A 23,697-nucleotide genomic window follows, 5' to 3' on the forward strand; every position below is an offset into this window, starting at 1 on the left:
TTTATAAAATGCAAAATAGAAAAAGCCCTCTGGACTTTCTTATAAAAAAGAGAGTCTAGAGGGCTCGATGGATTACTTATATAGTTTTTATGAAGGGAGTTTTGCTTCCAAATTGCTAAATGCCTCCATAAGCTGATTAAAATAACGCTTGCGATTAATTTTCATCACTACTCGCGCAGTAGTCACCTGGTTGAAACGCCCCTCCAAGTCAGCCACACAGAGTCCCTGGACCAGGTCACTGTCTGTCACAATGGTCATAGCAGTCAAGGGCGCCTCCTCCACAAAGTCAGGGTCATAGTAGACCATAAAGGCCATGACATCATGGATAACACAACCGGGTAAGTTCTCCCGCTCTTGGTAGGTTTTAATCTGACCATCAAATAAGGCGTGAAAGAGACGGGCTAATTTAGGAAAGTTTTGCTCAATTTTTCCAATGATTTCAGGGCTAAAGACCGCCTGGTAACTGGCATCCAAACCACACATGGTAATCGGATTTTGAGGACCAATTTGTTGATAGACCTTCTGAGCTGACTGAGCGTCATAGCCATAGTTAAATTCCGTCACCGGCGTCAGCTTGCCTTTATAGATGCCACCGCCCATAGAATAGACCTGACCCAAGTCATTCACTAAGTCGGGTGCTTTTTCTAGACAGCGCCCTAAATTGGTTAGTGGGCCTAGGGTCAAGATATCCACCTTTTGAAGCGACTGCTTAACCGTATTAATAATAAAGTCAACCGCACTTTCCTCAGCGAGTAAAGCTTTATTATCCGGGAGGTCTAAACTACCCATTCCCCTCCCTCCGTGATAGGCTTGGCGCTGGCTCGCTTTAATGACCGGGTTCTGACTGCTATAGGCTGAACCGGGGTATACCGGAGTGTTTAACCCTAGATAATTGACCAAGCTAGTGGCATTATCATTAATCTGATCTAAGGGCTGGTTTCCCTGAACCGTTGTGAGGCCAAGGACTTTGATATCAGGCTGGCTGAGAGCGAGTAAGATAGCCAGGCTGTCATCCGTACCGGGATCGGTATCAATAATCACTTGTCGCATACTTGCCTCCTGAGTAAGTCTCACTATTGAGCAAAGGGTGAAAGGCTAGCATATCTTCATAGAAGGCCAGGTCTGGCTGGGGCAAGAGAAAGGGTTCTAGTGTTAAGAGCTCACCTTCTAGTTGCTGGCAGATATTAGTGATAGCCGAACTCTCCTCTCCTAAAAGATAGGACAAGCTCATATGAAACTGATAATCCTCTTCCAAGGGCAGTTGGAAGGCGTCCGCCAGTTGGCGGCGGTAATTGTCTAAGCGGTGGTAGCTATCCACATCACTAGGCTCTAGGAGAATAGCTTGAGGAATCAATCCCCTTACCTGCATTTTTATATTTTGCGGTTTAACTACCTGGTTAAACCGTTGCAAGAGAGCCTGTTTGATCTTTTGTCGGGAGTAGGTTTTCGGTAAGAAAGCTGGCCATTTATCTGTTCCCTGGTCATGCTCCTTAAAGAGACCAAGGACAGTGATATGAAAACTGGACGGAGGTAAGAGGGCCAGTTGGTCTTGGTCTTCCCGTGGTAAAGTAGAAAAGCCTGCTTGTACCTGCTTTCCATAAGCGACGAGGTCGTCCATCGCCTCATTAGCAAAGGAAATCACCGTATAGCCCGGATTAGCGACGACTTGGCCAGTCTTGGTAAATTTATCTTGCGGGTTGTTAATTTCCATAAGTATTTCCTTCCTAAGTCACAATGAATTCGACATAACATCGGTCATCAAAACTATTATAGCGGGGGCTGAGCCCCTTAGTAGAGAGAAAGTCTCGAGACAATTGTGGATCTTTAGTCAGTATCGCTTCTAAGTAGGACTCAGTGGCAGTAAAATCTTCCTTTATCTCTGGATAACCATCACTAGTTAGGGTGACCTGGTCACCCGCTTGAACGGGAATGACCTGAATTAAAGAAGCAGGGATGTCTTCCCCATTAATAACTGCATAGCCATATGGCGTGTCATCCTGGTTAGCAAAGCGAGTGGCTTGGATAATCCAAGGGAGAATCACTTCCCGACCCGAATCTTTAGTCTGGTCAGCCCCCTGGTCTGCTTCAATAGCTAATACCAGCGAGCGCATCTGGCTTAAGACCTCATCGGATAGCTTGGGCTGGTAATAGTTCTTACCATTAACCCGGGCTTGGCAGTCCCCCACCAGAAAAATTTTACCCAGATAACGGCTGTATAGGGTCATAACGGCTTGGAGACCATATTCTCCCCGGTCTAAATCGAAAGTGACGTCTTGGTAAAACTTGTTAATGACGGCATTGATAGTCGCTAAGATTTCTTCCAGCTGGGCTTCTTTTGGCAGTTTGCCAAGCGTATCTTTAATGATTTGACTGGCCAATTGCCCGGTCGTTTTCCCTTGATAGTGAAAATCTGATTTGGAACTAACTCCATCAATCACGGCCACATAATCTTCGTTAATAAAATAAGTGTCTTCACAAAGTGCTTGGTCGGGGTGCTTGCCCTGGATAAATTCCTTAATGACCTTAACCATATTATCCCCCTTTCTTAATTGGCGAAAAAAGCTGGAGCATCCACTTGCCCCAGCTTTCACTTAATCAGACTAGTTTAATAATTCATTAATTTCATCTTCTGCTTTAGGCAGTTCTTCAGAAGCAGACACGCCAGTAAAGATACGGTCACGTGCGTCTCTGAATTTCTCAGAAGCTTGTAAGCCGTTAGTCCCTGGGAAGGATGAGAATGGTACTAAGTCTTCCATTTGACCATATGAGGTTTGATACATTTGATCTTCTTCAATCAATTTCTTCAAGGTATCATTTTCAGTCGCATCGGTCGTTGGTGGGAGGTAACCAGTCCCTTCGTCCCAAATAGCAATGTTGTCTGGTTCAAAGAGGAATTTAATAAATTTCCAAGAAGCTTCTTGTTCAGCTTCATCTTGAGCAGTTACCGCTAAGAATGAACCCCCAGCAGGAATTGCGCGTTCTTTATCCCCAAAGCTTGGTAGAGGGATAGCTTTAGCATTGAAGCTAGCGTTACGGGTAATGTTACCACGTTGGGCAATGGTGGAGTTAGTCATAGCGACGTCACCAGTAATGAAGGATTGTTGACCGTCAGCGGTTTGGCCGTTGAAGATGTAACCTTCTTCAATCCCCTTAGCCCATGCACCCATGGCTTCAACGGATTCATCAGAACCGATGGCTGTCTTACCATCGTCAGTAACCACTTTCCCCCCATTAGATTCAATTAATTGTTGGGAAGTCCAGTTGTCATTAGATTGGTCGATATTTAGACCATATTTTCCAGTTTTGTCTTTAACCGTTTTAGCCGCTTCAAATAAGTCATCATAGGTCTTGATTTCATCAGGGTTGACGCCAGCTTCTGCAAGGAGGTCCTCATTGACGAAGATAACCGCAGTGGATGCAGAGTAAGGGAAACCGAGAACTTCCCCTTCTAAGTTCTTAGCGAGGTTGGTGAATTCATCATGGAACTTGGTGTTCATATAGTCTTTATCTTCTTCAGCCGCATACTTGTCAATCAACTCAGCAGGTTTCATGGATTCAAAGTTCTCATCGAAGTATTCCCGGTAAGCCCAACCAATTTGAACCACAGCGGGGTATTTCTTAGCTGCTGCTTGGGTTTGGAGGTTCTTCATCAAACCAACGTATAACCCCTCATTATACACAGGGGTCACATGAACTTCATCTTGGGATTCATTGAATTTGTCCACCAGTTCTTTAACTTGTTGGCCCCCTTGGGTATCAGCATTACCATGCCAATATTCAATTTCAATCGGGCCGTCGCCCTCACCACTGTTACTTGCGGATTCTGAACCCCCGTTGCCACAGGCTGCAAGGGAGAGTCCAGCCAAGAGAGCCATGGCTCCCTTGAAGATTCTATTTTTTAATGACATCCTTCTTTAACCCTCTTTCTATATTATTATTTTTTATTAGCTGTTGGAACTTTGGGCTCTTCTGCTCCGATAGGTAGTGGTTTTTGACCAGCAGATAAGCGCTTGGCATTAAGAATATTTTCTGGATAGCCAATGGAATTTGTGGTATCGACATCAAAGAAATGTAAGTCATATTTTTCAAATTCCATATAAATAGGATCCCCTGGATCAGCCAGGCGGATTTGGGTTAAGACCACCATGGTTTCGCCAGCGATATCTACATAATTAGCGTAGTTAGCTCCTTGGTTTTCAACATGGCTGACTACCCCAGTGAAAGTGGTCTCTGTAGGATTCACAGTCACCTTGATTGCTTCTGGACGAATACCCACTTTGAGGTTGCGGTAGTTACCTGCTTCAATATATTCTACCCATTCAGGGGCTAGGGGTGCCGATTGCTCATGGATAAAGAGCCGGCCATCCTTGTAGGAACTGTTATCAAAGATATTCATCGGTGGGTTTCCAATAAAGCGGGCGGTAAAGATATTGGCCGGAGTGTGGTAAATATTTTCCGGTGAATCGATTTGCTGTAATTCCCCAAAGTTCAATAGGGCAATCCGGTCTGCGAAGGTCATGGCCTCGATTTGGTCGTGAGTCACGTAAATCATGGTTTGTTGATAACGTCTATGAATATCCACCAAGGATTCACGGGCTGAGACCCGTAACTTAGCATCCAAGTTAGATAGGGGTTCATCTAAAAGGAAGACATCACTATCTTTCACTGTGGCGCGAGCTAAAGCGACCCGTTGCCGTTGCCCACCAGATAATTCGGCAGGTTTACGTTGTAAATATTTTTCTAAGTCTAAAGCTTCCACCACTTCATTGACCCGGTTATCGATCCGGTCTTTGGGGACTTTGTTAACCTTAAGGCCATAAGTGATGTTATCATAAACATTCATATGGGGATAAAGGGCATAGTTTTGGAAAACCATGGCTACATTACGGTCTCCCGGAGCCACTTCATTCACCTTTTGTTCATCAAACATCAAATTACCATCCGTAATTTCTTCAAAGCCGGCAATCATCCGCAAGATGGTAGACTTCCCACAACCAGATGGGCCGAGTAAAACTAAACGTTCACCCTCTTCAACCGAGAAGCTCATATCTTCCATGATGACGGTATCGCCGTAAGCTTTTTTGATGTTATCTAATAAGATTCTAGTCATTACTTTTTTGCACTCCTTACTTTGTCGCTAATCTATTTAATACCGGCTGAGGTGAAGGTACCGATAATGTATTTTTGGAATACCAGGTAGAGTAATAGCGGAATACTCATGGTAATCACGGATATTGCCATGGCAACGGTAAAGTCAGTACCACCTTCTGCCGACATAAAGAGTTGTAAGGCCAGTGGTAGGGTAAAGTTTTCTTCGGTTTTTAAGAAGAGGGATGGCCATACAAATTCGTTCCAGGAATTGATAAAGAACCAAATCCCCGTCGAGGTCAATTGTGGACGAATCAAGGGCACAATGATATCCTTCATAATCCGCCAGTCAGAGATATTGTCCAACTTGGCTACTTCAATCAGTGAATACGGAATATTCCGCATGGCTTGGTTCATCAATAAGATCCCGGTGGCATCAGCAACTAAGGGGAAGACTACACCAAAAATATTGTCTCCCAGTCCCATCCGGTTAATCATGAGGTAGTTAGGAATCATGGTTACCGTAAAGGGAATAAAGATGGAAGAAATAAAGAGAAAATAGGATGATTTCTTCGCTCTAAAGTCAAAGTAGACAAAGGCATAGGCAGCTAAGAAGGAAATCACTAACTTAGCCACCGTTACAGTGGTAGCGATAGTAAAGGTATTCATCACGATCCTAAGTAGTGGCAAGCGGTCCATCAACTTGATGTAGTTATCAAAGACCGGTTGCAGAGGGATAAAGGCTAGGACATTGTCATAAACATCCGGGAGTCGTCTCAGTGAGGTTCCCAATGCAAATAAGATTGGCATTAACCAAATGATCACGATAAGAATGAAGACAATGGTCCAAATAACATTACTTGCGCTCCATTTGCCCCTAGTTTGCATAGTAGACACCCCTTTCGCTGAACTTGAAGTTCAAGAACAGTAAGATAGAAAAGAGTAATAAGGTCACTATGGACATGGCTGCCGAATAGCCGGTTTGGAAAAGAACAAAGGCATTCTTATAAGACTCATAAATCAAGTTGGATGAGGCATTGTCCGGTCCCCCTGAGGTAATGACCGAAATCGGGGTATAGACGTATTGGAGACCAGTTACAATGGTCATAATGAATACGTATAGACCAGTTGAGGAGGACATAGGAACAACAATATCCTTGAAGACGCGCCAGGAAGGAATTTTATCCAAACGCGCGCTTTCAATGACTTCATTATCAATCCCTGAAATGGCCGCATAAAGCGTAATAAAGTTATAACCAAAAACTTTCCAAGCCGTAATGTAACAAATGACCACAATCACCAGACTTTGGGAGGTTGACCAGTTAGGGAGGTTAATCCCGACAAAGCCTAATAATTTAGCCACTGGTCCTGAAGTTGGATTCAGAATCCAGTTGTAGACGATTGATCCAACCACCATTGAAATAAATGAAGGCAGGAAAAATGCGGATTTAAAGAAGTCTTTGAATTTTGGAATTAAGAAATGAAGCACAAAGGCAATCACATAAGGAACAGCAAAGTTAACCACTAACAAGATAAGAATATAGACGACGGTATTCCATAGGATCTTATAAGTTAGGGGGTCAGTAAACAAAGTGATGTAATTGTCAAAGCCTACAAATGTCTTCTTAGGACTGACCATATTCCATTCAAAGAAACTCAAATATAAAGTATAGAGTGTAGGCCAAGCTACAAATATACCAAAAATGAGAATGGCTGGTAGTAGATACCATAGCGGTTTATAACGCTCTTTCATATTTCCTCACCTTCTAAATATCAAGCATTGTTATTTAATCAATTGGTTAATTTCATCCTGGGTCTTTTGTACTTCAGTATCCACGTCAGCCCCACCTAAGACACGGTCTTTGAGGTCAATGAGCATTTGTTCTGCTTGCATACCAGAGTTACCCGGGAATGGTGCCCAAGGAACTAGATTTTCTAAGTTGGCATAGGCTGCTGGGAAAATTTTATCGTCTTTAATTAAAGTTTGTAATTCTTCGTTATCAGAAGCATCTTTCGTTGGTGGCACATAGCCAGTTCCCTTAGTCCAGGCAGCAATGTTGTCTGGTTCATATAAGAACTTCATAAATTTCCAAGCAGCTAATTGTTGGTCATCATCTTGGGCAGTCACCACTAACATAGAACCCCCAGCTGGTTTGTTAATTTCTTCGCCTTCGAAAGCAGGAGAAAGAATCGCTATGGCTTCAAAATTGGCATTATTCATGACATTGGTCCGTTGGGCGATGGTTTGGTGCCACATGCCGATGTTTCCTGAGATGAAGGCTTGTTGGCCGTCTTCGCCAGAAGCATGGATAGCACTGCCTTCTTCAACCATGTCTTGGTAGAATTGGTAGGTTTCTTTCCCTTTATCGTCAGCAAAAGCAGCTTTACCGTCTTTTAGCATTTGAGAACCGTTAGATTCCACCATGGATTGAATGTTCCAGTTATCTTCCGCTTCTTGGATATATAGGCCGGTGTGGTCAGTGTTTTCACTGATGGTTTGAGCCGCTTCCCGGATGTCTTCCCAGGTCTTGAGGTCATCTTTATTAACCCCGGCTTCATTTAAGATATCCATATTCAAGTAAATTACCGGTACCGATAAGGAATAAGGTAAACCAACTTGGGAATCGTCATTGGCTGTCGCTAGGCTATAGATATTTTCTTCGAACTTATCGGTGATAAAACTACTGTCTTCAGTGGATAAGTTGTCAATAATCTCTTGGGGTTGGCTATATTCAAAGTTATTGGCAAAGTATTCGCGGTAGGACCAGCCAATTTGTACTAAGGCCGGCACTTGACCAGCTGCAGCATTGGTTTGAAGGTTTTGCATTAGGCCTTGGTACATCCCCGATTGGAAAACACCGGTCACATGGATTTCATCTTGGGACTCGTTAAACTCATTAATCAGTTCAGTAACCGTTTGTCCCCCTTGGGTGTCGGCATTAGGGTACCAATATTCAATTTCTACGGGGCCGTCAGAAGCAGCGCTATCGCCCTCTCCTGAGCTATTGCCACATGCGGCTAGTGATAAACCTGTTAATAAGGTTAAGCCACTTAATAACCATTTTTTAAGCTTCATTTCTCTACTCCTTTTCTTAAATTAAACTGAGAATCTTAAATTAATAGACATGCTTAGCTTCCAAATATCATACATTCTTATTTAATCAATTGGTTAATTTCATCCTGGGTCTTAGTGACTTCAGTCTCTACGTCAGCGCCACTTAGGACACGGTCTTTGAGGTCAATAAGCATTTTTTCTGCTTGCATCCCGGAGTCTCCAGGGAACGGTGCCCAGGGGACCATGTTTTCTAAGTTGGCATAAGCAGCTGGGAAGATTTTGTCGTCCTTAATTAAGGCTTGTAAATCTTCATTTTCAGAGGCATCTTTCGTTGGTGGCACATATCCAGTTCCAGCAGTCCATGCGGCAATGTTATCTGGTTCATATAAGAACTTCATAAATTTCCAAGCAGCTAATTGTTGTTCTTCATCTTGACCGGTAACCACTAGCATGGATCCGCCCGCCGGTTTGTTATTTTCTTCCCCTTCAAAAGCTGGTGAAGGAATCGCTACCGCTTCAAAATTGGCATTCTTCATCACGTTAGTCCGGTGAGCAACCGATTGGTGCCACATCCCGATATTTCCTGAAATAAAAGCTTGTTGTCCCTCCTCACCAGTAGCATGGAGGGCGCTCCCTTCTTCAACCATATCTTGATAAAACTGGTAAGTTTCCTTACCCTTTTCGTCAGCAAAAGCGGCTTTGCCATCTTTTAGCACCTGTGAACCGTTAGACTCTACCATGGCCTGGATATTCCAATTATCTTGGGCTTCTTGGATATAGAGACCGATGTGATCAGTGTTTTGGCTTATGGTTTGAGCAGCTTGGCGGATATCTTCCCATGTCTTCAGGTCGTCTTTATTAACCCCGGCTTCATTCAAGATATCCATATTTAAATAAATAACAGCTACCGATAAGGAATAAGGTAGTCCGACTTGGGAACCATCATTAGCAGTGGCTAAGTTATAGATGTTTTCTTCAAACTTATCAGAGATAAAGCCACTATCCTCTTTTGATAAATTGTCAATAATATCTTGTGGCTGACTATATTCAAAGTTATTAGCAAAGTATTCACGATAAGACCAACCAACTTGAACCAGAGCCGGCGTCTTCCCCGCCGCAGCATTGGTTTGTAAGTTTTGCATTAAGCCTTGGAAGGTCCCTGATTGAAAGACACCCGTCACATGGACTTCGTCTTGAGACTCATTAAACTCATTAATTAATTCAGTGACGGTTGGCCCTCCCTTGGTATCACCATTAGGATGCCAATATTCAATTTCAATTGGCCCGTCCGAAGCAGCACTTTCATTGCCACTTGAGCTATTGCCGCAAGCGGCCAGTGATAAACCTGTAAGTAAGGTTAAACCACCTAACAACCATTTCTTTAGTTTCATTTGCCTACTCCTTTAAGCGATATCTAGTGACCAATAACTTATAATCTTTGTTGCTTGTAGCGTTCCGTGACGGGATTGGTTGTCTTCGTAAAGACATCAATGGTCTCATCATTCACTTCAACCACGGAATAACCCAGTTGATCGGTAAAGAAAGCGACATCCCCCACTTGCTCCAGACCGAAAGCCAAGGAAGCCGCCGTGTGTTGCGGGATATTTCTAACCATGGCATGGCGGTTTTCATGAAGGTGACCAGTAAAAATCCCCCGTACATCGGACTCTTCTAATAGATCCAGATAGCTGTCACTAATCTCAGTTTCGATAACTCCTGGTTCCCAGCCAATAAGTAGAGGATGGTGGTGGAAAAGTAAGGTTCCCTTTTCACTAGGCTTGGCTAATTGATCAGCTAACCAAGCTTCCATTTCCTTAGAAATAATCCCGTGGTGACGACTCTGTTCGGCAGTATCTAAGATAATTAAGCGATAGCCTTGAAAATCAACCACATAATTTAATCCTTCATCAGCTTCCTTGCCGTATAAGGCTTGGTAAAAAGCTGCCTTATTGTCGTGGTTGCCCAATACATAATAAAGGGGCATATCTTTAGGCATGTAGGACCGCAATATTCGGTCAAGCGCCTGGTAGTCTTCTACGCCACCATCATGAATCAAATCACCCGTATTCACCACAAAATCCACGCTATTAAAATCGAAAGTCTCTAAAGCGTGAAAAAGTTTTTCATGGGGTTCATAGTCGATCCCAAACACTTCAAACTCGCCTTGGTAATTATCCAAGTAATGGGTATCCGAAAGATGCAAAAACTTCATGTGAATTCTCCTTTCCATTAAAGTACATTGTCCATTTTAGCCAAGCAATGTAAATTCTAGCGCCGCTTTTGAGTAAAGTTTGTAAATAATAGGTATTTTTTCGGTAAATAAAAATAGGTCTTTTTACAAATATTAACTAATAAGTAAATTTATAAGGAATGATTAAGAAATTCCTAGGAAATGTTAATTAAATGTAAAAAGATCCGAAATTAGCTTTACATTAAATTTACAATACGCTAGAATAGTTTACGTAAAATTTACATAAGGCCAATCATTGGCCAAGTCAAAAGGTAAAAATCAAAAACGAGAAAGGATGAAAACCATTATGTTAAGATTTTTCGAACAACGCCGCCCTTACAAGAGCTTAGAACAAGTGCAACGTGAAGAAAGCAAACGTCAAGCCAAAGAAAAAGCCCAAGTATTAGCTCACGCTAAATAAGCTATAATGTAATAAAAGAGGTTAGGACCATTCACCTAACCTCTTTTATTTAATGGACTTTTGCTATTCTGTCCTGTATTCACTTAGCCACTTGAAGCCAATTTAACTGTTCTTGACTTCGCTTATCTTTACAAATCAATCCAATGATTCAAGTGCAAGCAATAACCAATATACTTATACAACTCTTGCAAGGCCATGTTTTGGGTATAGGGGTGGTTTGGATAGCTTTCCCCTTGAAAATAGGCGCTCACAAAATTGAGTTGGAAGCCGTAGTCGCGGTTAACTCGCTCAAAAGCCAGCCGCGTCCGTCTCATGTGATAGTCACTGGTCACGACAATGGCAGAATGATAGCCCAATTTATCCATGAGGGCTAAGGAAGTCGTCGCATTAGTCCAGGTGGATGTGGCCTGCTTTTCCTCGATTAAGTTCTCCCGCTTGGCCCCCAAACGCTGGTAACCGACAAATAGGTCTTCCCCCACATCAGTATAGCGGGGAGAAACAATCATTTTATCAGCCCGACTGTAGCCTGCCTGCAGTAAGTGAACCGCCTTTTCACCCCGTTCGACTGCCGGACCCTCGGCCACGATAATTAAGTCAGAAACTTGCGGGGGCTGCCCTTGGTCCAAGTGCTTGTAGAGGGACCTCAATCCTAAGCCAAGAAGCGCTCCTAGAGAGAGACCGGTTAGCCATCTTCTTTTCATCATTTGACCTCCTTTCACAAGTAAGCTTTGCTCTTTAAAGCTATTATTCTTACAAAATGACTTACCTTATTATAGCAATTTCCCTGCCTAAACAATGGTTTTATCTCTATAAAAAGTAAACATTTTATGATAAAATAACCCTTCGCACTTAAATTTTGTATTTAAAGGAGAGTTTTATCATTAAATATCTTATTATACTGGCCTTATGCTTATTAGCTGGCTGTCAGCTGCCTAATCACACAAGCCAGTCCCTCAGTGATTATAAGGAAATCTATCAACCGGTCAGCGACAGGATTGAATCAGGCGAGAAGCTTTTAAGTTTGACTGACCAAGTTCAGGCTCTCGACCTCTCCTACTATGATGAAGAGGTCCAAGCAAGTATCTCTGACCAGATCAAGAGTCTACAAAACAAGCATAAGTCCTATGAGGATGGGCTTTTCATTATGAACCCCTTTGGAACCTTCACTCAATCCATTTATACTTACTTGCCTGACCCTGATCAAGACATTGGCAAAGTAACCTATACCATCGAGTCTGAATCCAGCGATTCCCTCACTTTCCAACCGGTCAATTACAGTCAGGATCCCAGTGCTTATGAATTTACTATGATCGGTCTGGTGCCTAATGAAGCTAACCAGCTGACAGTTAATCTCTACGATATTGATAATAACAAGTTAACCGACTATCAATTTCAGATTAGTGCCCCCGATATCCAGGCCACTGACTACGAGACCAAAATGGAAGTCCTCTACGACTCTGGAAGGGAAGAACTGACTGATGGTTTCTATGCCAGCATGGGGAGCGACCAGGATAATGCCAAGTTTTCCTATTTATATGATAATAATGGGATCATTCGCTCTGAATTGGTCTCTGACGGCGCCCGCTTAGAAAACTATCAATTTCTGGATAAGCACCACCTGCTGGTTAGGGTAAGCAACGGCAAATTAGCTGTTCTGAATGGCTTAGGCCAACCCGTTCGCATCTATGAATTGCCTAATTATTCTGTCCACCATGACTTCATTGTTAACGAGAAAAAGGATGCGGCCTTCCTATTAACCACTAACGATCAGACGGATACCATTGAAGACACCATCACCTATCTCGATTTACGGACAGGTGAAAGTCAGAAACTGATCGACTTAAAAGCGATTTTTCCTAATTATTTTCAACCCGTGATGGCCACCCACCAGAACCGGGCTCAAAATGAGATCGCTAGTTATTTAGCCGCACACCCTGACCAAGACTATTCAGATATCGATTACACTGATGATGGCTTTAACGTCCTGGATGAAGAGGGTAATTTGACTAATTTAGACTGGATCCATATTAATGCCATTGATGTCATCAATGGTGATGAATTAATTCTTTCTTCCAGGGAAACCTCATCACTGATTAAATTATCCAATGTCTTTGACCAAGTGACCGTTGACTATATCATCGGGCCGGAAGCAGTTTGGGCGGGGACGGGTTATGAGTATTACCTGCTCACTCCTGACAGCGACTTTAAGCCGACTGGCGGCCAACATAGTGTTCGTTTCCAATCCAATGCGATTAATGATGGCTTTTACAATTTAACCCTCTTCGATAATAACTACTGGCGTCTGGGTACCCGAGATGACCTGGTTATCGACCTGCCTCAGGAAATGAGCGAAGAATTTGATCCAGAAGTGCTTGATGCTTACTCTTACTTTTATAATTTACAGGTGGATGAAGCGAGCGGAACTTATGACCTGGTCCAAGCCTTTCCAGTGCCCTATTCCTCCATCGTTTCCTCAGCCCAAGTCTATAAAGGTAATTATATTACCACTAGCGGGATGACTAATATCCTCGGAGAATATAATCCCCAAGGAGATCTTATCCGGCAATTTCAATTCTTTGTCCCCCGTTGGACCTACCGCTTGGTTAAGTTAGACCTGCAAGACTTCTTCTATGAAAATATTCTTTAAACAAAAGACCTCAAGCCTAGGCAAATGCTAGCCTGGCTTGAGGTTTTTTAGTGAATGATTTTAAATTGGCCGCTCTTTAATGAGGCGCGGTCGGCCCAGAAACGCTATCCCGGCCTCTTTCAATTTCTTCTTTAGGCATTGGATTCGGCATCTTGTGCTCATGTTGTGAGGCACCTGACACCGCATCCTTACTTTCATTTTCTTCTTTATCCTTAGCTTTTGAAGTTGCCTTGGATACCGTATCTGGTCTTGGGCCACCCTCGCTAGCTTCAATATAAGGTTTCTCAATGGCATGTTGGAGTTCATCATCAAGACCCGCTTCGTAGCGTTCTTGATACCATTGGTTAACGTCTTCAGCGGTTTCACCCAGGAAGGGGTTGGATACATGTGGGTCATGCAAGGTCCGGTCCCAAGAGGATTCCGCCGTATCAATGAAGGGTTTACCATTTTGAACGGTTTCTAAGACCCCGAGATAGCGACCTTTTTGGTCATAGATCGGACGGTAGTGTAAGTAGACCTTATTCCCGTTGCCCTTGGTGTACCACATACTCTCACTGCGACGACGACCATGATGGAGGTCTTCCATAATCCCTTCCACCTTGGTACGGATTTGTGGTGGGTGACAATCAGAAACATTGCCTCCTAAAGTTACTGGAGACCGTGGCGTCCCCGCATCTTCTTGATGGCGGCGTTTGTTATAGTAGAGGAAACGGTTTTGCTTATCGACAAAAGAAATTTCCACTTCTAAGTTATCAAGGATGGCTTGGACTTCATCCAAGGTTAACCAACCTGTCCCAAAATCTACCCGGGTATCGGTTTGGAAGGAGTAAGGTTCAGCGTCAGGATCTTCATCCCCTCTAGCATAGACTAAGGCCCGGTCTAAGGCGTATTGCATCCCCATCGTGGTATAGGTTGCCCCAGAAACCACATCAAATTCACGCTTGCTGCCATCTTCCTTGATTTGTTGGATTAATTTTTCTGAGGCTTGACCACCGAGTTCTGGCGTTTCAATGCCCCGATACTTGATATCGGTAATTTCGTTCTCGTCAACAGTCACTGCTAAGGACACTTTCCCCTTGTAGCCGTCCCCTTCACCATAATAGGTTCCTGGAGTAAATTCATTAGGTTCAGGTTCCCCGGCCGCGATCCTTAAGGCTTCTTTGACTGCCTGAATGAGTCCTTCAGAAGAATGCGTAGCGCCTGACAGAACATCCACATCAACACTTTGCTTATCTAGGATTTGATTAACCAAGTGCTTAATGGCTAGGCTACCAACATTTTCTGAATCAGCTTCAGAAACTTGAATATCTTCAATCTTATCTTCACTAACTTTTACATCAACTTCTACCATATCCAGAAAGCCCTGAGCTTCTTCATGGTAAGAGCCTGGTTTAAATTTTGCCATTTTTTCCAGCCTTTCTAAATCTTTATTGTATATATTACATTGTATAATAATCGCTAGCTAAAGACCAATGATATCTAGAACCCTTTGCTTATTTCTTTGCTTAATCAACCATATAAAAGTAAACTAGAGATAACTATTAAAGAAGGAGTCTGTTCAATGTACGAAAAAATGCTTAAAGACTCAAAAAGTAAGCGCCAGATGCTGGTCAAACTCTTTTGGTCGACTTTCTACCTCTCTGCCTTTACCTTTGGTGGGGGCTATGTCATCATAACCCTCATGAAAAAGACCTTTGTGGATGATTATGGTTGGATTGAAGAAGACGAGATGCTAGACCTAGTGGCGATTGCCCAATCTTCTCCCGGAGCAATCGCAGTGAACGGCGCGATCGTGATCGGTTACAAATTAGCTGGCTTTATCGGTATCCTAGTCTCTGTCTTAGGCACCATCTTACCACCCATGCTGATTATTTCGGTAATTGCCCTCTTTTACCAACAATTTATCCAAAATTTCTGGGTTAAGACCCTCTTGGAAGGCATGCAGGCTGGCGTGGCAGCCGTTATCGCCGGCGTTGTCTTAGATATGGTTGCTGACGTTTGGCGGCGTAAGCAACCCATTCTGGTTATTATTATGCTAGCTGCCTTTATTGCTAATTACTTCTTTGCCGTTAATATTATCTATATTATTTTAAGCTGCATTGGACTAGGAGTAATATACAGCTGGTTACAAAGTAGGAAAGGACGCTAATCATGATTTATTTGCAATTACTTATCTCCTTTTTAAAAGTTGGAGCCTTTAGCTTCGGCGGTGGTTATGCTGCCCTGCCCTTGATTCAAGAAGAAATCGTTGAAAACCACTCTTGGCTATCCATGCAGGAATTTACCGACCTGATCACCATTTCGCAAATGACGCCCGGTCCGATCGCTATCAATTCCGCAACCTTTGTAGGAACTAAGCTGGCTGGGCCCCTGGGCGCTATTGTTGCCACTCTGGGTTCAATCTTACCTTCCATTATTATCGTGAGCATTATCGCCCGTCTCTACTTCAAATATCGTAATCTTAACCTCTTACAGAACGTGCTGGTGGCCTTACGCCCGGCTGTAGTAGCTATGATTGCCGCAGCCGGTTTATTAATCTTAATCTCCGCATTTTGGGGTGAAGCTCCAATTGCCCTAGTCAATATCAATTGGGTAGCCGTAGTCATCTTTGGCCTCGCCTTGGCCATACTCATCAGATATAAAGTCAATCCCATCTTAGTTATCGTCATAGCAGGAGTCATTAATGTAATATACCAAGCAGTTTTTATGGTGGTGTAAAGGAAATTATTAGCCACTATATAATAAAAAGACACTATTGAGCTAGCTAGAAAACTGATTACAATGTAACTAAAAGTCTACATAATGAAATTTAAATTCAACGTTACCTTTTTCGTTACACTTCTTATCAAACAAAAAAACGTTGTTATATCACTTTATTAAAAAGCTTGATATAACAACGTTTTCTTTAGTGCCGGCGGTGGGGGTCGAACCCACACGTCCGTGAGGACACGGGATTTTGAGTCCCGCGCGTCTGCCAATTCCGCCACGCCGGCTTATATATAAAAGGCGGTAGCCGGATTTGAACCGGCGATAAAGGTTTTGCAGACCCGTGCCTTACCCCTTGGCTATACCGCCATATTTAATTAAAAACTAACCTCTTCTTTTAAGAAGAGGTCTAAACAATTACCACTAGCATGATAATCATCAAACTGGGGTAGCTGGATTCGAACCAACGCATGACAGAGTCAAAGTCTGTTGCCTTACCGCTTGGCGATACCCCAATGTAAGGGCGAACGAGGGGAATCGAACCCCCGAGTGTCGGAGCCACAATCCGATGCGTTAACCACTTCGCCACGTTCGCCATATATATATGATATATAACAGGTTTAACAGGGACACTAGGAATCGAACCCAGATCGACGGTTTTGGAGACCGTAGTTTTACCGTTAAACTATGTCCCTATTCTCAAATGAGAATAGTTATCATTTTATGGAGGGAAGAGGATTCGAACCTCTGAACCCGAAGGAACGGATTTACAGTCCGCTGCGTTTGGCCGCTTCGCTATCCCTCCTAATGGATGGTCCGAGACAGAATCGAACTGCCGACACCTTGAGCTTCAATCAAGTGCTCTACCAACTGAGCTATCGGACCCCATTATAAGAACGGTCCGGACGGGATTTGAACCCGCGATCTCCTCCGTGACAGGGAGGCATGTTAACCCCTACACCACCGGACCAATATATGAATAATGGAGAATGAGGGGCTCGAACCCCCGACATTCTGCTTGTAAGGCAGACGCTCTCCCAGCTGAGCTAATTCTCCTGATTACTCTTAAAGAAGTAATGACCCGTACGGGAATCGAACCCGTGTTACCGCCGTGAAAGGGCGGTGTCTTAACCGCTTGACCAACGGGCCAACAAAATATAAACGGAGAGTAAGGGATTCGAACCCTTGAAACGGTCTCCCGTTTACACGATTTCCAATCGTGCTCCTTCGGCCTCTCGGACAACTCTCCAATAGCTTAAAGCCTGAGGACTCACTCGCCATAACTCCGCAAGTAGGACTCGAACCTACGACATCTTGATTAACAGTCAAGCGCTACTACCAACTGAGCTATTGCGGAATAAAATAAGATTGCACGGCAACGTCCTAGTCTCACAGGGGGCAACCCCCAACTACATTCGGCGCTAAGAAGCTTAACTGCTGTGTTCGGGATGGATACAGGTGGGTCCTTCTTGCCATCGTCACCGTACAATTTATTTTTTGAGCTTGTTCGCTCAAAACTGAATCTATCATGTCTTCCGTAAACCTCATACAACCTTATCCTTTGGATAAGTCCTCGACCGATTAGTATTTGTCCGCTCCACTTATTGCTAAGCTTCCACTCCAAACCTATCAACCTGATCGTCTTTCAGGGGGCTTACTACTTTTAAAGTATGGGAAATCTCATCTTGAGGGGGGCTTCACGCTTAGATGCTTTCAGCGCTTATCCCGTCCACACATAGCTACCCAGCCATGCTCCTGGTGGAACAACTGGTACACCAGCGGTGTGTCCATCCCGGTCCTCTCGTACTAAGGACAGCTCCTCTCAAATTTCCAACGCCCGCGACGGATAGGGACCGAACTGTCTCACGACGTTCTGAACCCAGCTCGCGTACCGCTTTAATGGGCGAACAGCCCAACCCTTGGGACCGACTTCAGCCCCAGGATGCGATGAGCCGACATCGAGGTGCCAAACCTCCCCGTCGATGTGAACTCTTGGGGGAGATAAGCCTGTTATCCCCAGGGTAGCTTTTATCCGTTGAGCGATGGCCCTTCCATGCGGAACCACCGGATCACTAAGCCCGACTTTCGTCCCTGCTCGACTTGTAGGTCTCGCAGTCAAGCTCCCTTCTGCCTTTACACTCTGCGAATGATTTCCAACCATTCTGAGGGAACCTTTGGGCGCCTCCGTTACACTTTAGGAGGCGACCGCCCCAGTCAAACTGCCTGACTGACACTGTCTCCCGACCAGCTAATGGTCGCGGGTTAGAATGGTCATCCCACAAGGGTAGTATCCCACCAGTGCCTCCATCGAGACTAGCGTCCCGACTTCGATGGCTCCTACCTATCCTGTACATGTGGCACAAACATTCAATATCAACCTACAGTAAAGCTCCATGGGGTCTTTCCGTCCTGTCGCGGGTAACCAGCATCTTCACTGGTACTACAATTTCACCGAGCCTCTCGTTGAGACAGTGCCCAAATCGTTACGCCTTTCGTGCGGGTCAGAACTTACCTGACAAGGAATTTCGCTACCTTAGGACCGTTATAGTTACGGCCGCCGTTTACTGGGGCTTCAATTCAGAGCTTCGCTTACGCTAACCCTTCCTCTTAACCTTCCAGCACCGGGCAGGCGTCAGCCTCTATACATCATCTTTCGATTTGGCAGAGACCTATGTTTTTGATAAACAGTCGCTTGGGCCTATTCACTGCGGCTGACCTTGCGGTCAGCACCCCTTCTCCCGAAGTTACGGGGTCATTTTGCCGAGTTCCTTAACGAGAGTTCGCTCGCTCACCTTAGTGTTCTCCACTCGACTACCTGTGTCGGTTTGCGGTACGGGTTGTTTGATTCTCACTAGAAACTTTTCTTGACAGCGTGACGTCGGCGGCTTCGGTACTAAACTTCCCTCCCCGTCACAACTCATGAAGCCTGAGGCAAGCCTTTCACTCACCTTCTCACTCATTGCTTGGACGCGTTTTTCCATCTCCGCGCTCCGCTTAGCCTTCTGTGTCCTTCCATCGCTCAAACAAATCAAACAAGTACAGGAATCTCAACCTGTTGTCCATCGCCTATCCCTTTCGGTCTCGGCTTAGGTCCCGACTAACCCTGGGAGGACGAGCCTTCCCCAGGAAACCTTAGTCATTCGGTGGACGGGATTCTCACCCGTCTTTCGCTACTCATACCGGCATTCTCACTTCTATACGCTCCACATGTCCTCACGATCATGCTTCTCTGCCTATAGAACGCTCTCCTACCATCCTACGGATCCACAGCTTCGGTGTTCAGTTTAGCCCCGGTACATTTTCGGCGCAGGGTCACTCGACTAGTGAGCTATTACGCACTCTTTCAATGATGGCTGCTTCTAAGCCAACATCCTAGTTGTCTAAGCAACCCCACATCCTTTTCCACTTAACTGAAACTTTGGGACCTTAGCTGGTGGTCTGGGCTCTTTCCCTTTCGACTACGGATCTTATCACTCGCAGTCTGACTCCCGGACTAAACTATTTGGCATTCGGAGTTTATCAGATGTCGGTAATCCAGGATGGACCCCTCGATCAAACAGTGCTCTACCTCCAATAGTCATCATCCGAGGCTAGCCCTAAAGCTATTTCGGAGAGAACCAGCTATCTCCAAGTTCGATTGGAATTTCACCGCTACCCACACCTCATCCCCGCCTTTTTCAACAGACGTGGGTTCGGCCCTCCAGTGTGTTTTACCACACCTTCAGCCTGGACATGAGTAGATCACTTGGTTTCGGGTCGACGACAACAAACTCAACGCCCTCTTCAGACTCGCTTTCGCTGTGGCTCCGCTTCTTCAGCTTAACCTTGCTTGCTATCGTCACTCGCCGGTCCGTTCTACAAAAAGTACGCCATCACCCCTTAACGGGCTCTGACTGCTTGTAGGCATACGGTTTCAGGTACTCTTTCACTCCCCTTCCGGGGTGCTTTTCACCTTTCCCTCACGGTACTGGTTCACTATCGGTCACTAGGGAGTATTTAGGCTTGCCAGATGGTCCTGGCGGATTCCGACGGAATTTCACGTGTACCGCCGTACTCAGGATACTGAATGAGGTGGCTGAGCTTTCGCCTACGGGATTGTCACCCTCTCTGATCGCCCTTTCCATGGCGTTCGACTAACTCATTCACTCCCGTCCATCAGTCCTACAACCCCAGCATGCAAGCACGCTGGTTTGGCCTCTTTCCGTTTCGCTCGCCGCTACTCGGGAAATCGATTTTTCTTTCTCTTCCTGTGGCTACTGAGATGTTTCAGTTCACCACGTCTACCTTCCGCTCAGCTATGTGTTCACTGAGTGGACCATTGTCGATAAAAACAATGAGGTTCCCCCATTCGGAAATCTCCGGATCAAAGCTTACTTACAGCTCCCCGAAGCATATCGGTGTTCGTCCCGTCCTTCATCGGCTCCTAGTGCCAAGGCATTCACCGTACGCCCTTATTCACTTAACCACCGGTTAAGTTGTATGATGCGAAAAGTTTTAAAACTCTTTCTTTTTCGGTTTTTACGCTTGGTAAAATTGGTTTATTAACATTTCTATCTCGCAAAAAAATAGAAATGCGGAATGTTATGATAGTATTCAGTTTTCAAAGAACAATAGAGAGTTAGACCTCTCAAAACTAAACAAAGAAGACTCAAATATGTATTCCGAATATATCCTTAGAAAGGAGGTGATCCAGCCGCAGGTTCACCTACGGCTACCTTGTTACGACTTCACCCCAATCATCTGTCCCACCTTCGGCGGCTGGCTCCAAAGGTTACCTCACCGACTTCAGGTGTTACAAACTCTCGTGGTGTGACGGGCGGTGTGTACAAGACCCGGGAACGTATTCACCGCGGCGTGCTGATCCGCGATTACTAGCGATTCCGGCTTCATGTAGTCGAGTTGCAGACTACAATCCGAACTGAGAATGGCTTTAAGAGATTCGCTTGCTTTCACAAGGTCGCTGCTCGTTGTACCATCCATTGTAGCACGTGTGTAGCCCAAGTCATAAGGGGCATGATGATTTGACGTCATCCCCGCCTTCCTCCGGTTTGTCACCGGCAGTCTCGCTAGAGTGCCCAACTGAATGCTGGCAACTAACAATAAGGGTTGCGCTCGTTGCGGGACTTAACCCAACATCTCACGACACGAGCTGACGACAACCATGCACCACCTGTCACTTTGTCCCCGAAGGGAAAGCTCTATCTCTAGAGTGGTCAAAGGATGTCAAGACTTGGTAAGGTTCTTCGCGTTGCTTCGAATTAAACCACATGCTCCACCGCTTGTGCGGGTCCCCGTCAATTCCTTTGAGTTTCAGCCTTGCGGCCGTACTCCCCAGGCGGAGTGCTTAATGCGTTAACTTCGGCACTGAAGGGTGGAAACCCTCCAACACCTAGCACTCATCGTTTACGGCGTGGACTACCAGGGTATCTAATCCTGTTTGCTACCCACGCTTTCGGGCCTCAGCGTCAGTAACAGACCAGAAAGTCGCCTTCGCCACTGGTGTTCTTCCATATATCTACGCATTCCACCGCTACACATGGAGTTCCACTTTCCTCTTCTGTACTCAAGTTCCCCAGTTTCCAATGCACTTCCACGGTTAAGCCGTGGGCTTTCACATCAGACTTAAGAAACCGCCTGCGCCCCCTTTACGCCCAATAAATCCGGACAACGCTTGCCACCTACGTATTACCGCGGCTGCTGGCACGTAGTTAGCCGTGGCTTTCTGGTAAGATACCGTCAAGACTGGAGCAGTTACTCTCCAATTTGTTCTTCTCTTACAACAGAGCTTTACGATCCGAAAACCTTCTTCACTCACGCGGCGTTGCTCCGTCAGGCTTGCGCCCATTGCGGAAGATTCCCTACTGCTGCCTCCCGTAGGAGTTTGGGCCGTGTCTCAGTCCCAATGTGGCCGATTACCCTCTCAGGTCGGCTATGCATCATTGCCTTGGTAGGCCGTTACCCCACCAACGAGCTAATGCACCGCAAGGCCATCGATAAGTGACAGCAAAGCCGTCTTTCCAAAAGCCACCATGTGGTGACCTTTCCTATGCGGTATTAGCACCCGTTTCCGGATGTTGTCCCCCGCTTATCGGTAGGTTCCTTACGTGTTACTCACCCGTCCGCCGCTAACGTCAGAAGTGCAAGCACTTCGTCGGTTCGCTCGACTTGCATGTATTAGGCACGCCGCCAGCGTTCGTCCTGAGCCAGGATCAAACTCTCATGAAAGAATCATGAGCGTTGATAGCTCATTTGTTTGCTGACTAGTTATAGTCTGGTCTAGACTTATTGTTTGAATTGTTGGTTCATCAACAAAATGTTGATGCCCTACACATTTGGTTCGTCTTCTTTGTTCAGTTTTCAAAGGTCTAATCTTGCCGTCTTCTGTGACAGCGACTTAATTAGTATACCATAGCTTTTAGATTCTTGTCAACAACTTTTTTAAAAAAGTTTTTTGAAGTGTTTAAAGCTGGTTAAAGAATTAAGTTTTCCGATCAGTTTTGTTTGATCAGCAAGAATTATTATAGCTTATCGCTAAGTTGTTTGTCAACAAGTTTTTTTGATTTATTTTCTTACGAGATAAATCTTTCCTCGTGAGAAACAACTTTTATAGAATACCAAGTTCCCCATTGTTTGTCAATAACTTTCTCCAACTTTTTTCATAATTGTTTCCCCTTAGCTGTTCATATTCCATATAATAACTAGATATATCACTATTTAGGTAAGTTTTTTTCCTTAAAGCCAGTGAAATAATAAGCCATAATGAGCTGCCCGAGGCTTAATAGGATGACTAGAAACGCCATCAAGCGGTTATTTAGATTAAAGTAACCCCATAAACTTGCAAGGAAGCTGGGTAAAATCAAGGAAAGTAGACTTGTCCCATAGCACTCCTTCAGATTATAGAAATCTAAGCGCCGGGCTAGTCGCAAGCGGTTGAGGATCACAGCAGCTAATAGACTATATAGGATAAGAAAAAGTAAAAAGAGAATATGACGCATGCCGACGAATAAGTATTTCTGGCTCTTACGATAGTTTTTCTGATAGTTTTGATAGAACTGCTCCAGTAATTCCTGACTACTTAGCTTGTCCTGTGTGTTTCTATTATAAGGTGCGGAAAAGTCATCGCCTTCTCGAGGTTGATAGACCATCATATCTTCTAGAAAAATAAAGGCCGAGGGGTTATTCAGAAAAAGAGTATCTAATTCTTCCGGTTTGGGTAAAATCCCGATACTTATTGCTGGCGCATCCATTTTTTCCTCCTTTTCCTTAGCCCCATCTCGGGGAACTAATTGCCCTTCTTGAACGGTATAATCCTTTAGCTTCTGGTCAACACCCTGACTGGGAAAATCTGCTAATAATTCTTGGTAAGATTGGTCAAAAACTTCATTATTTACCCCCTGAAAACGTAAAGCAAAGGGTAAGGTTAAAATTAGACTTAGGGCAAGAATAACTATTACCATCCCAAAAGTGTTGAGTGAGCGCCTTTGTCGATAAACATAGGCAGAAGTTAAAATATTTTTTAAAGAAGAGCGCATGAAGGGGTTCCTTTCTGC

At 44.6% G+C, this 23,697-nt stretch carries 16 protein-coding genes, 12 tRNA genes and 3 rRNA genes; 3 read left to right on the forward strand and 28 right to left on the reverse strand.

Translation table 11 applies throughout. The features are described 5' to 3' along the window. Nucleotides 1-87: 87 nt before the first annotated feature. The 11 genes from CJ190_RS06650 to CJ190_RS06700 all read right to left on the reverse strand — a co-directional run bounded on the left by CJ190_RS06650 (nt 88) and on the right by CJ190_RS06700 (nt 11,495). On the reverse strand, nt 88-1,050 hold the full coding sequence (locus tag CJ190_RS06650; protein WP_064292956.1) for a nucleoside hydrolase: 963 nt from the start codon (nt 1,048-1,050) through the stop codon (nt 88-90). Further along, nucleotides 1,031-1,711, reverse strand: a complete 681-nt coding sequence (locus CJ190_RS06655) for a DUF1868 domain-containing protein (RefSeq protein ID WP_070598414.1) — start codon at nt 1,709-1,711, stop codon at nt 1,031-1,033. The genes CJ190_RS06650 and CJ190_RS06655 overlap by 20 nt, the downstream gene beginning before the upstream one ends. A 13-nt stretch (nt 1,712-1,724) precedes the next feature. Next, complete coding sequence (locus CJ190_RS06660) at nt 1,725-2,531, reverse strand: hypothetical protein (RefSeq protein WP_064292958.1); 807 nt, start codon at nt 2,529-2,531, stop codon at nt 1,725-1,727. Nucleotides 2,532-2,600: 69 nt separating this feature from the next. Next, on the reverse strand, nt 2,601-3,908 hold the full coding sequence (locus CJ190_RS06665; RefSeq protein WP_064292959.1) for an ABC transporter substrate-binding protein: 1,308 nt from the start codon (nt 3,906-3,908) through the stop codon (nt 2,601-2,603). A gap of 26 nt (nt 3,909-3,934) precedes the next feature. Continuing rightward, nucleotides 3,935-5,110 carry an ABC transporter ATP-binding protein gene (locus CJ190_RS06670; RefSeq protein ID WP_064292960.1) on the reverse strand — a complete coding sequence of 392 codons (1,176 nt, stop codon included), beginning with the start codon at nt 5,108-5,110 and terminating at the stop codon, nt 3,935-3,937. Between the two features lie 32 nt (nt 5,111-5,142). Continuing rightward, entirely contained in the window at nt 5,143-5,976 is an 834-nt protein-coding gene (locus CJ190_RS06675) for a carbohydrate ABC transporter permease (RefSeq protein ID WP_013668872.1), read from the reverse strand. Next, nucleotides 5,966-6,841: a carbohydrate ABC transporter permease gene (locus CJ190_RS06680; protein ID WP_064292961.1), complete on the reverse strand. Its 876-nt coding sequence runs from the start codon at nt 6,839-6,841 to the stop codon at nt 5,966-5,968. The genes CJ190_RS06675 and CJ190_RS06680 overlap by 11 nt, the downstream gene beginning before the upstream one ends. 30 nt (nt 6,842-6,871) lie before the next feature. Then, complete coding sequence (locus tag CJ190_RS06685; RefSeq protein ID WP_064292962.1) at nt 6,872-8,164, reverse strand: ABC transporter substrate-binding protein; 1,293 nt, start codon at nt 8,162-8,164, stop codon at nt 6,872-6,874. Between the two features lie 77 nt (nt 8,165-8,241). Further along, a complete protein-coding gene (locus CJ190_RS06690; protein ID WP_064292963.1) occupies nt 8,242-9,534 on the reverse strand; it encodes an ABC transporter substrate-binding protein in 1,293 nt (430 codons plus the stop codon). A 38-nt stretch (nt 9,535-9,572) separates the two neighbouring features. Further along, entirely contained in the window at nt 9,573-10,355 is a 783-nt protein-coding gene (locus CJ190_RS06695; protein ID WP_064292964.1) for a metallophosphoesterase family protein, read from the reverse strand. A 567-nt stretch (nt 10,356-10,922) separates the two neighbouring features. Beyond that, the gene (locus CJ190_RS06700; protein ID WP_168162794.1) at nt 10,923-11,495 is read right to left on the reverse strand and encodes a YdcF family protein; all 573 of its coding nucleotides are present in this window, start codon (nt 11,493-11,495) and stop codon (nt 10,923-10,925) included. Nucleotides 11,496-11,815: 320 nt separating this feature from the next. Between CJ190_RS06700 and CJ190_RS06705 the strand changes: the two genes are divergently transcribed. Beyond that, the gene (locus CJ190_RS06705; RefSeq protein ID WP_064292966.1) at nt 11,816-13,441 is read left to right on the forward strand and encodes an aryl-sulfate sulfotransferase; all 1,626 of its coding nucleotides are present in this window, start codon (nt 11,816-11,818) and stop codon (nt 13,439-13,441) included. 76 nt (nt 13,442-13,517) lie between these two features. Here CJ190_RS06705 and CJ190_RS06710 read toward each other — a convergent pair whose 3' ends face one another. Continuing rightward, on the reverse strand, nt 13,518-14,846 hold the full coding sequence (locus tag CJ190_RS06710) for an FMN-binding protein (RefSeq protein ID WP_070598410.1): 1,329 nt from the start codon (nt 14,844-14,846) through the stop codon (nt 13,518-13,520). A gap of 156 nt (nt 14,847-15,002) precedes the next feature. Between CJ190_RS06710 and CJ190_RS06715 the strand changes: the two genes are divergently transcribed. Together CJ190_RS06715 and CJ190_RS06720 are read left to right on the forward strand one after the other, a co-directional pair. Then, complete coding sequence (locus CJ190_RS06715) at nt 15,003-15,590, forward strand: chromate transporter (RefSeq protein ID WP_082888666.1); 588 nt, start codon at nt 15,003-15,005, stop codon at nt 15,588-15,590. Nucleotides 15,591-15,592: 2 nt separating this feature from the next. Next, entirely contained in the window at nt 15,593-16,159 is a 567-nt protein-coding gene (locus CJ190_RS06720; protein WP_064292968.1) for a chromate transporter, read from the forward strand. Between the two features lie 191 nt (nt 16,160-16,350). Here CJ190_RS06720 and CJ190_RS06725 read toward each other — a convergent pair. From CJ190_RS06725 to CJ190_RS06800, 16 genes are all read right to left on the reverse strand, one after another. Continuing rightward, a tRNA-Leu gene (locus tag CJ190_RS06725) sits at nt 16,351-16,434 on the reverse strand. An 11-nt stretch (nt 16,435-16,445) separates the two neighbouring features. After that, nucleotides 16,446-16,516, reverse strand: a tRNA-Cys gene (locus CJ190_RS06730). 74 nt (nt 16,517-16,590) lie between these two features. Next, nucleotides 16,591-16,662 (reverse strand) — tRNA-Gln (locus CJ190_RS06735). A gap of 7 nt (nt 16,663-16,669) precedes the next feature. Next, nucleotides 16,670-16,742, reverse strand: a tRNA-His gene (locus tag CJ190_RS06740). A 29-nt stretch (nt 16,743-16,771) separates the two neighbouring features. Next, nucleotides 16,772-16,842, reverse strand: a tRNA-Trp gene (locus tag CJ190_RS06745). A 29-nt stretch (nt 16,843-16,871) separates the two neighbouring features. Then, nucleotides 16,872-16,952: transfer RNA gene (locus CJ190_RS06750), tRNA-Tyr, on the reverse strand. Between the two features lie 7 nt (nt 16,953-16,959). Further along, nucleotides 16,960-17,032: transfer RNA gene (locus CJ190_RS06755), tRNA-Phe, on the reverse strand. Nucleotides 17,033-17,044: 12 nt separating this feature from the next. Beyond that, nucleotides 17,045-17,117: transfer RNA gene (locus tag CJ190_RS06760), tRNA-Asp, on the reverse strand. Nucleotides 17,118-17,130: 13 nt separating this feature from the next. Beyond that, a tRNA-Val gene (locus tag CJ190_RS06765) sits at nt 17,131-17,203 on the reverse strand. Nucleotides 17,204-17,224: 21 nt separating this feature from the next. Continuing rightward, nucleotides 17,225-17,296, reverse strand: a tRNA-Glu gene (locus CJ190_RS06770). 13 nt (nt 17,297-17,309) lie between these two features. Then, a tRNA-Ser gene (locus tag CJ190_RS06775) sits at nt 17,310-17,396 on the reverse strand. 34 nt (nt 17,397-17,430) lie between these two features. Beyond that, nucleotides 17,431-17,504 (reverse strand) — tRNA-Asn (locus CJ190_RS06780). Between the two features lie 13 nt (nt 17,505-17,517). Further along, nucleotides 17,518-17,633 (reverse strand): 5S ribosomal RNA (gene rrf / locus CJ190_RS06785). Between the two features lie 75 nt (nt 17,634-17,708). Next, nucleotides 17,709-20,612 (reverse strand): 23S ribosomal RNA (locus CJ190_RS06790). Nucleotides 20,613-20,824: 212 nt separating this feature from the next. Then, a 16S ribosomal RNA gene (locus tag CJ190_RS06795) occupies nt 20,825-22,372 on the reverse strand. The 16S, 23S and 5S rRNA genes sit together here with 12 tRNA genes alongside, the layout of an rRNA operon. A gap of 485 nt (nt 22,373-22,857) precedes the next feature. Further along, entirely contained in the window at nt 22,858-23,679 is an 822-nt protein-coding gene (locus tag CJ190_RS06800) for a DUF1189 family protein (protein WP_070598259.1), read from the reverse strand. Between the last annotated feature and the right edge of the window lie 18 nt (nt 23,680-23,697).

It is taken from the genome of Aerococcus loyolae (assembly GCF_002871915.2).
In the GTDB taxonomy this organism is placed as follows: Bacteria; Bacillota; Bacilli; order Lactobacillales; family Aerococcaceae; genus Aerococcus; species Aerococcus loyolae.

Coding starts and splice junctions, on each gene's coding strand:
- CJ190_RS06650 (WP_064292956.1), bottom strand. CDS start 1,050: ATGCGACAAGTGATTATTGATACCGATCCCGGTACGGATGACAGCCTG.
- CJ190_RS06655 (WP_070598414.1), bottom strand. CDS start 1,711: ATGGAAATTAACAACCCGCAAGATAAATTTACCAAGACTGGCCAAGTC.
- CJ190_RS06660 (WP_064292958.1), bottom strand. CDS start 2,531: ATGGTTAAGGTCATTAAGGAATTTATCCAGGGCAAGCACCCCGACCAA.
- CJ190_RS06665 (WP_064292959.1), bottom strand. CDS start 3,908: ATGTCATTAAAAAATAGAATCTTCAAGGGAGCCATGGCTCTCTTGGCT.
- CJ190_RS06670 (WP_064292960.1), bottom strand. CDS start 5,110: ATGACTAGAATCTTATTAGATAACATCAAAAAAGCTTACGGCGATACC.
- CJ190_RS06675 (WP_013668872.1), bottom strand. CDS start 5,976: ATGCAAACTAGGGGCAAATGGAGCGCAAGTAATGTTATTTGGACCATT.
- CJ190_RS06680 (WP_064292961.1), bottom strand. CDS start 6,841: ATGAAAGAGCGTTATAAACCGCTATGGTATCTACTACCAGCCATTCTC.
- CJ190_RS06685 (WP_064292962.1), bottom strand. CDS start 8,164: ATGAAGCTTAAAAAATGGTTATTAAGTGGCTTAACCTTATTAACAGGT.
- CJ190_RS06690 (WP_064292963.1), bottom strand. CDS start 9,534: ATGAAACTAAAGAAATGGTTGTTAGGTGGTTTAACCTTACTTACAGGT.
- CJ190_RS06695 (WP_064292964.1), bottom strand. CDS start 10,355: ATGAAGTTTTTGCATCTTTCGGATACCCATTACTTGGATAATTACCAA.
- CJ190_RS06700 (WP_168162794.1), bottom strand. CDS start 11,495: ATGAAAAGAAGATGGCTAACCGGTCTCTCTCTAGGAGCGCTTCTTGGC.
- CJ190_RS06710 (WP_070598410.1), bottom strand. CDS start 14,846: ATGGCAAAATTTAAACCAGGCTCTTACCATGAAGAAGCTCAGGGCTTT.
- CJ190_RS06715 (WP_082888666.1), top strand. CDS start 15,003: ATGTACGAAAAAATGCTTAAAGACTCAAAAAGTAAGCGCCAGATGCTG.
- CJ190_RS06720 (WP_064292968.1), top strand. CDS start 15,593: ATGATTTATTTGCAATTACTTATCTCCTTTTTAAAAGTTGGAGCCTTT.
- CJ190_RS06800 (WP_070598259.1), bottom strand. CDS start 23,679: ATGCGCTCTTCTTTAAAAAATATTTTAACTTCTGCCTATGTTTATCGA.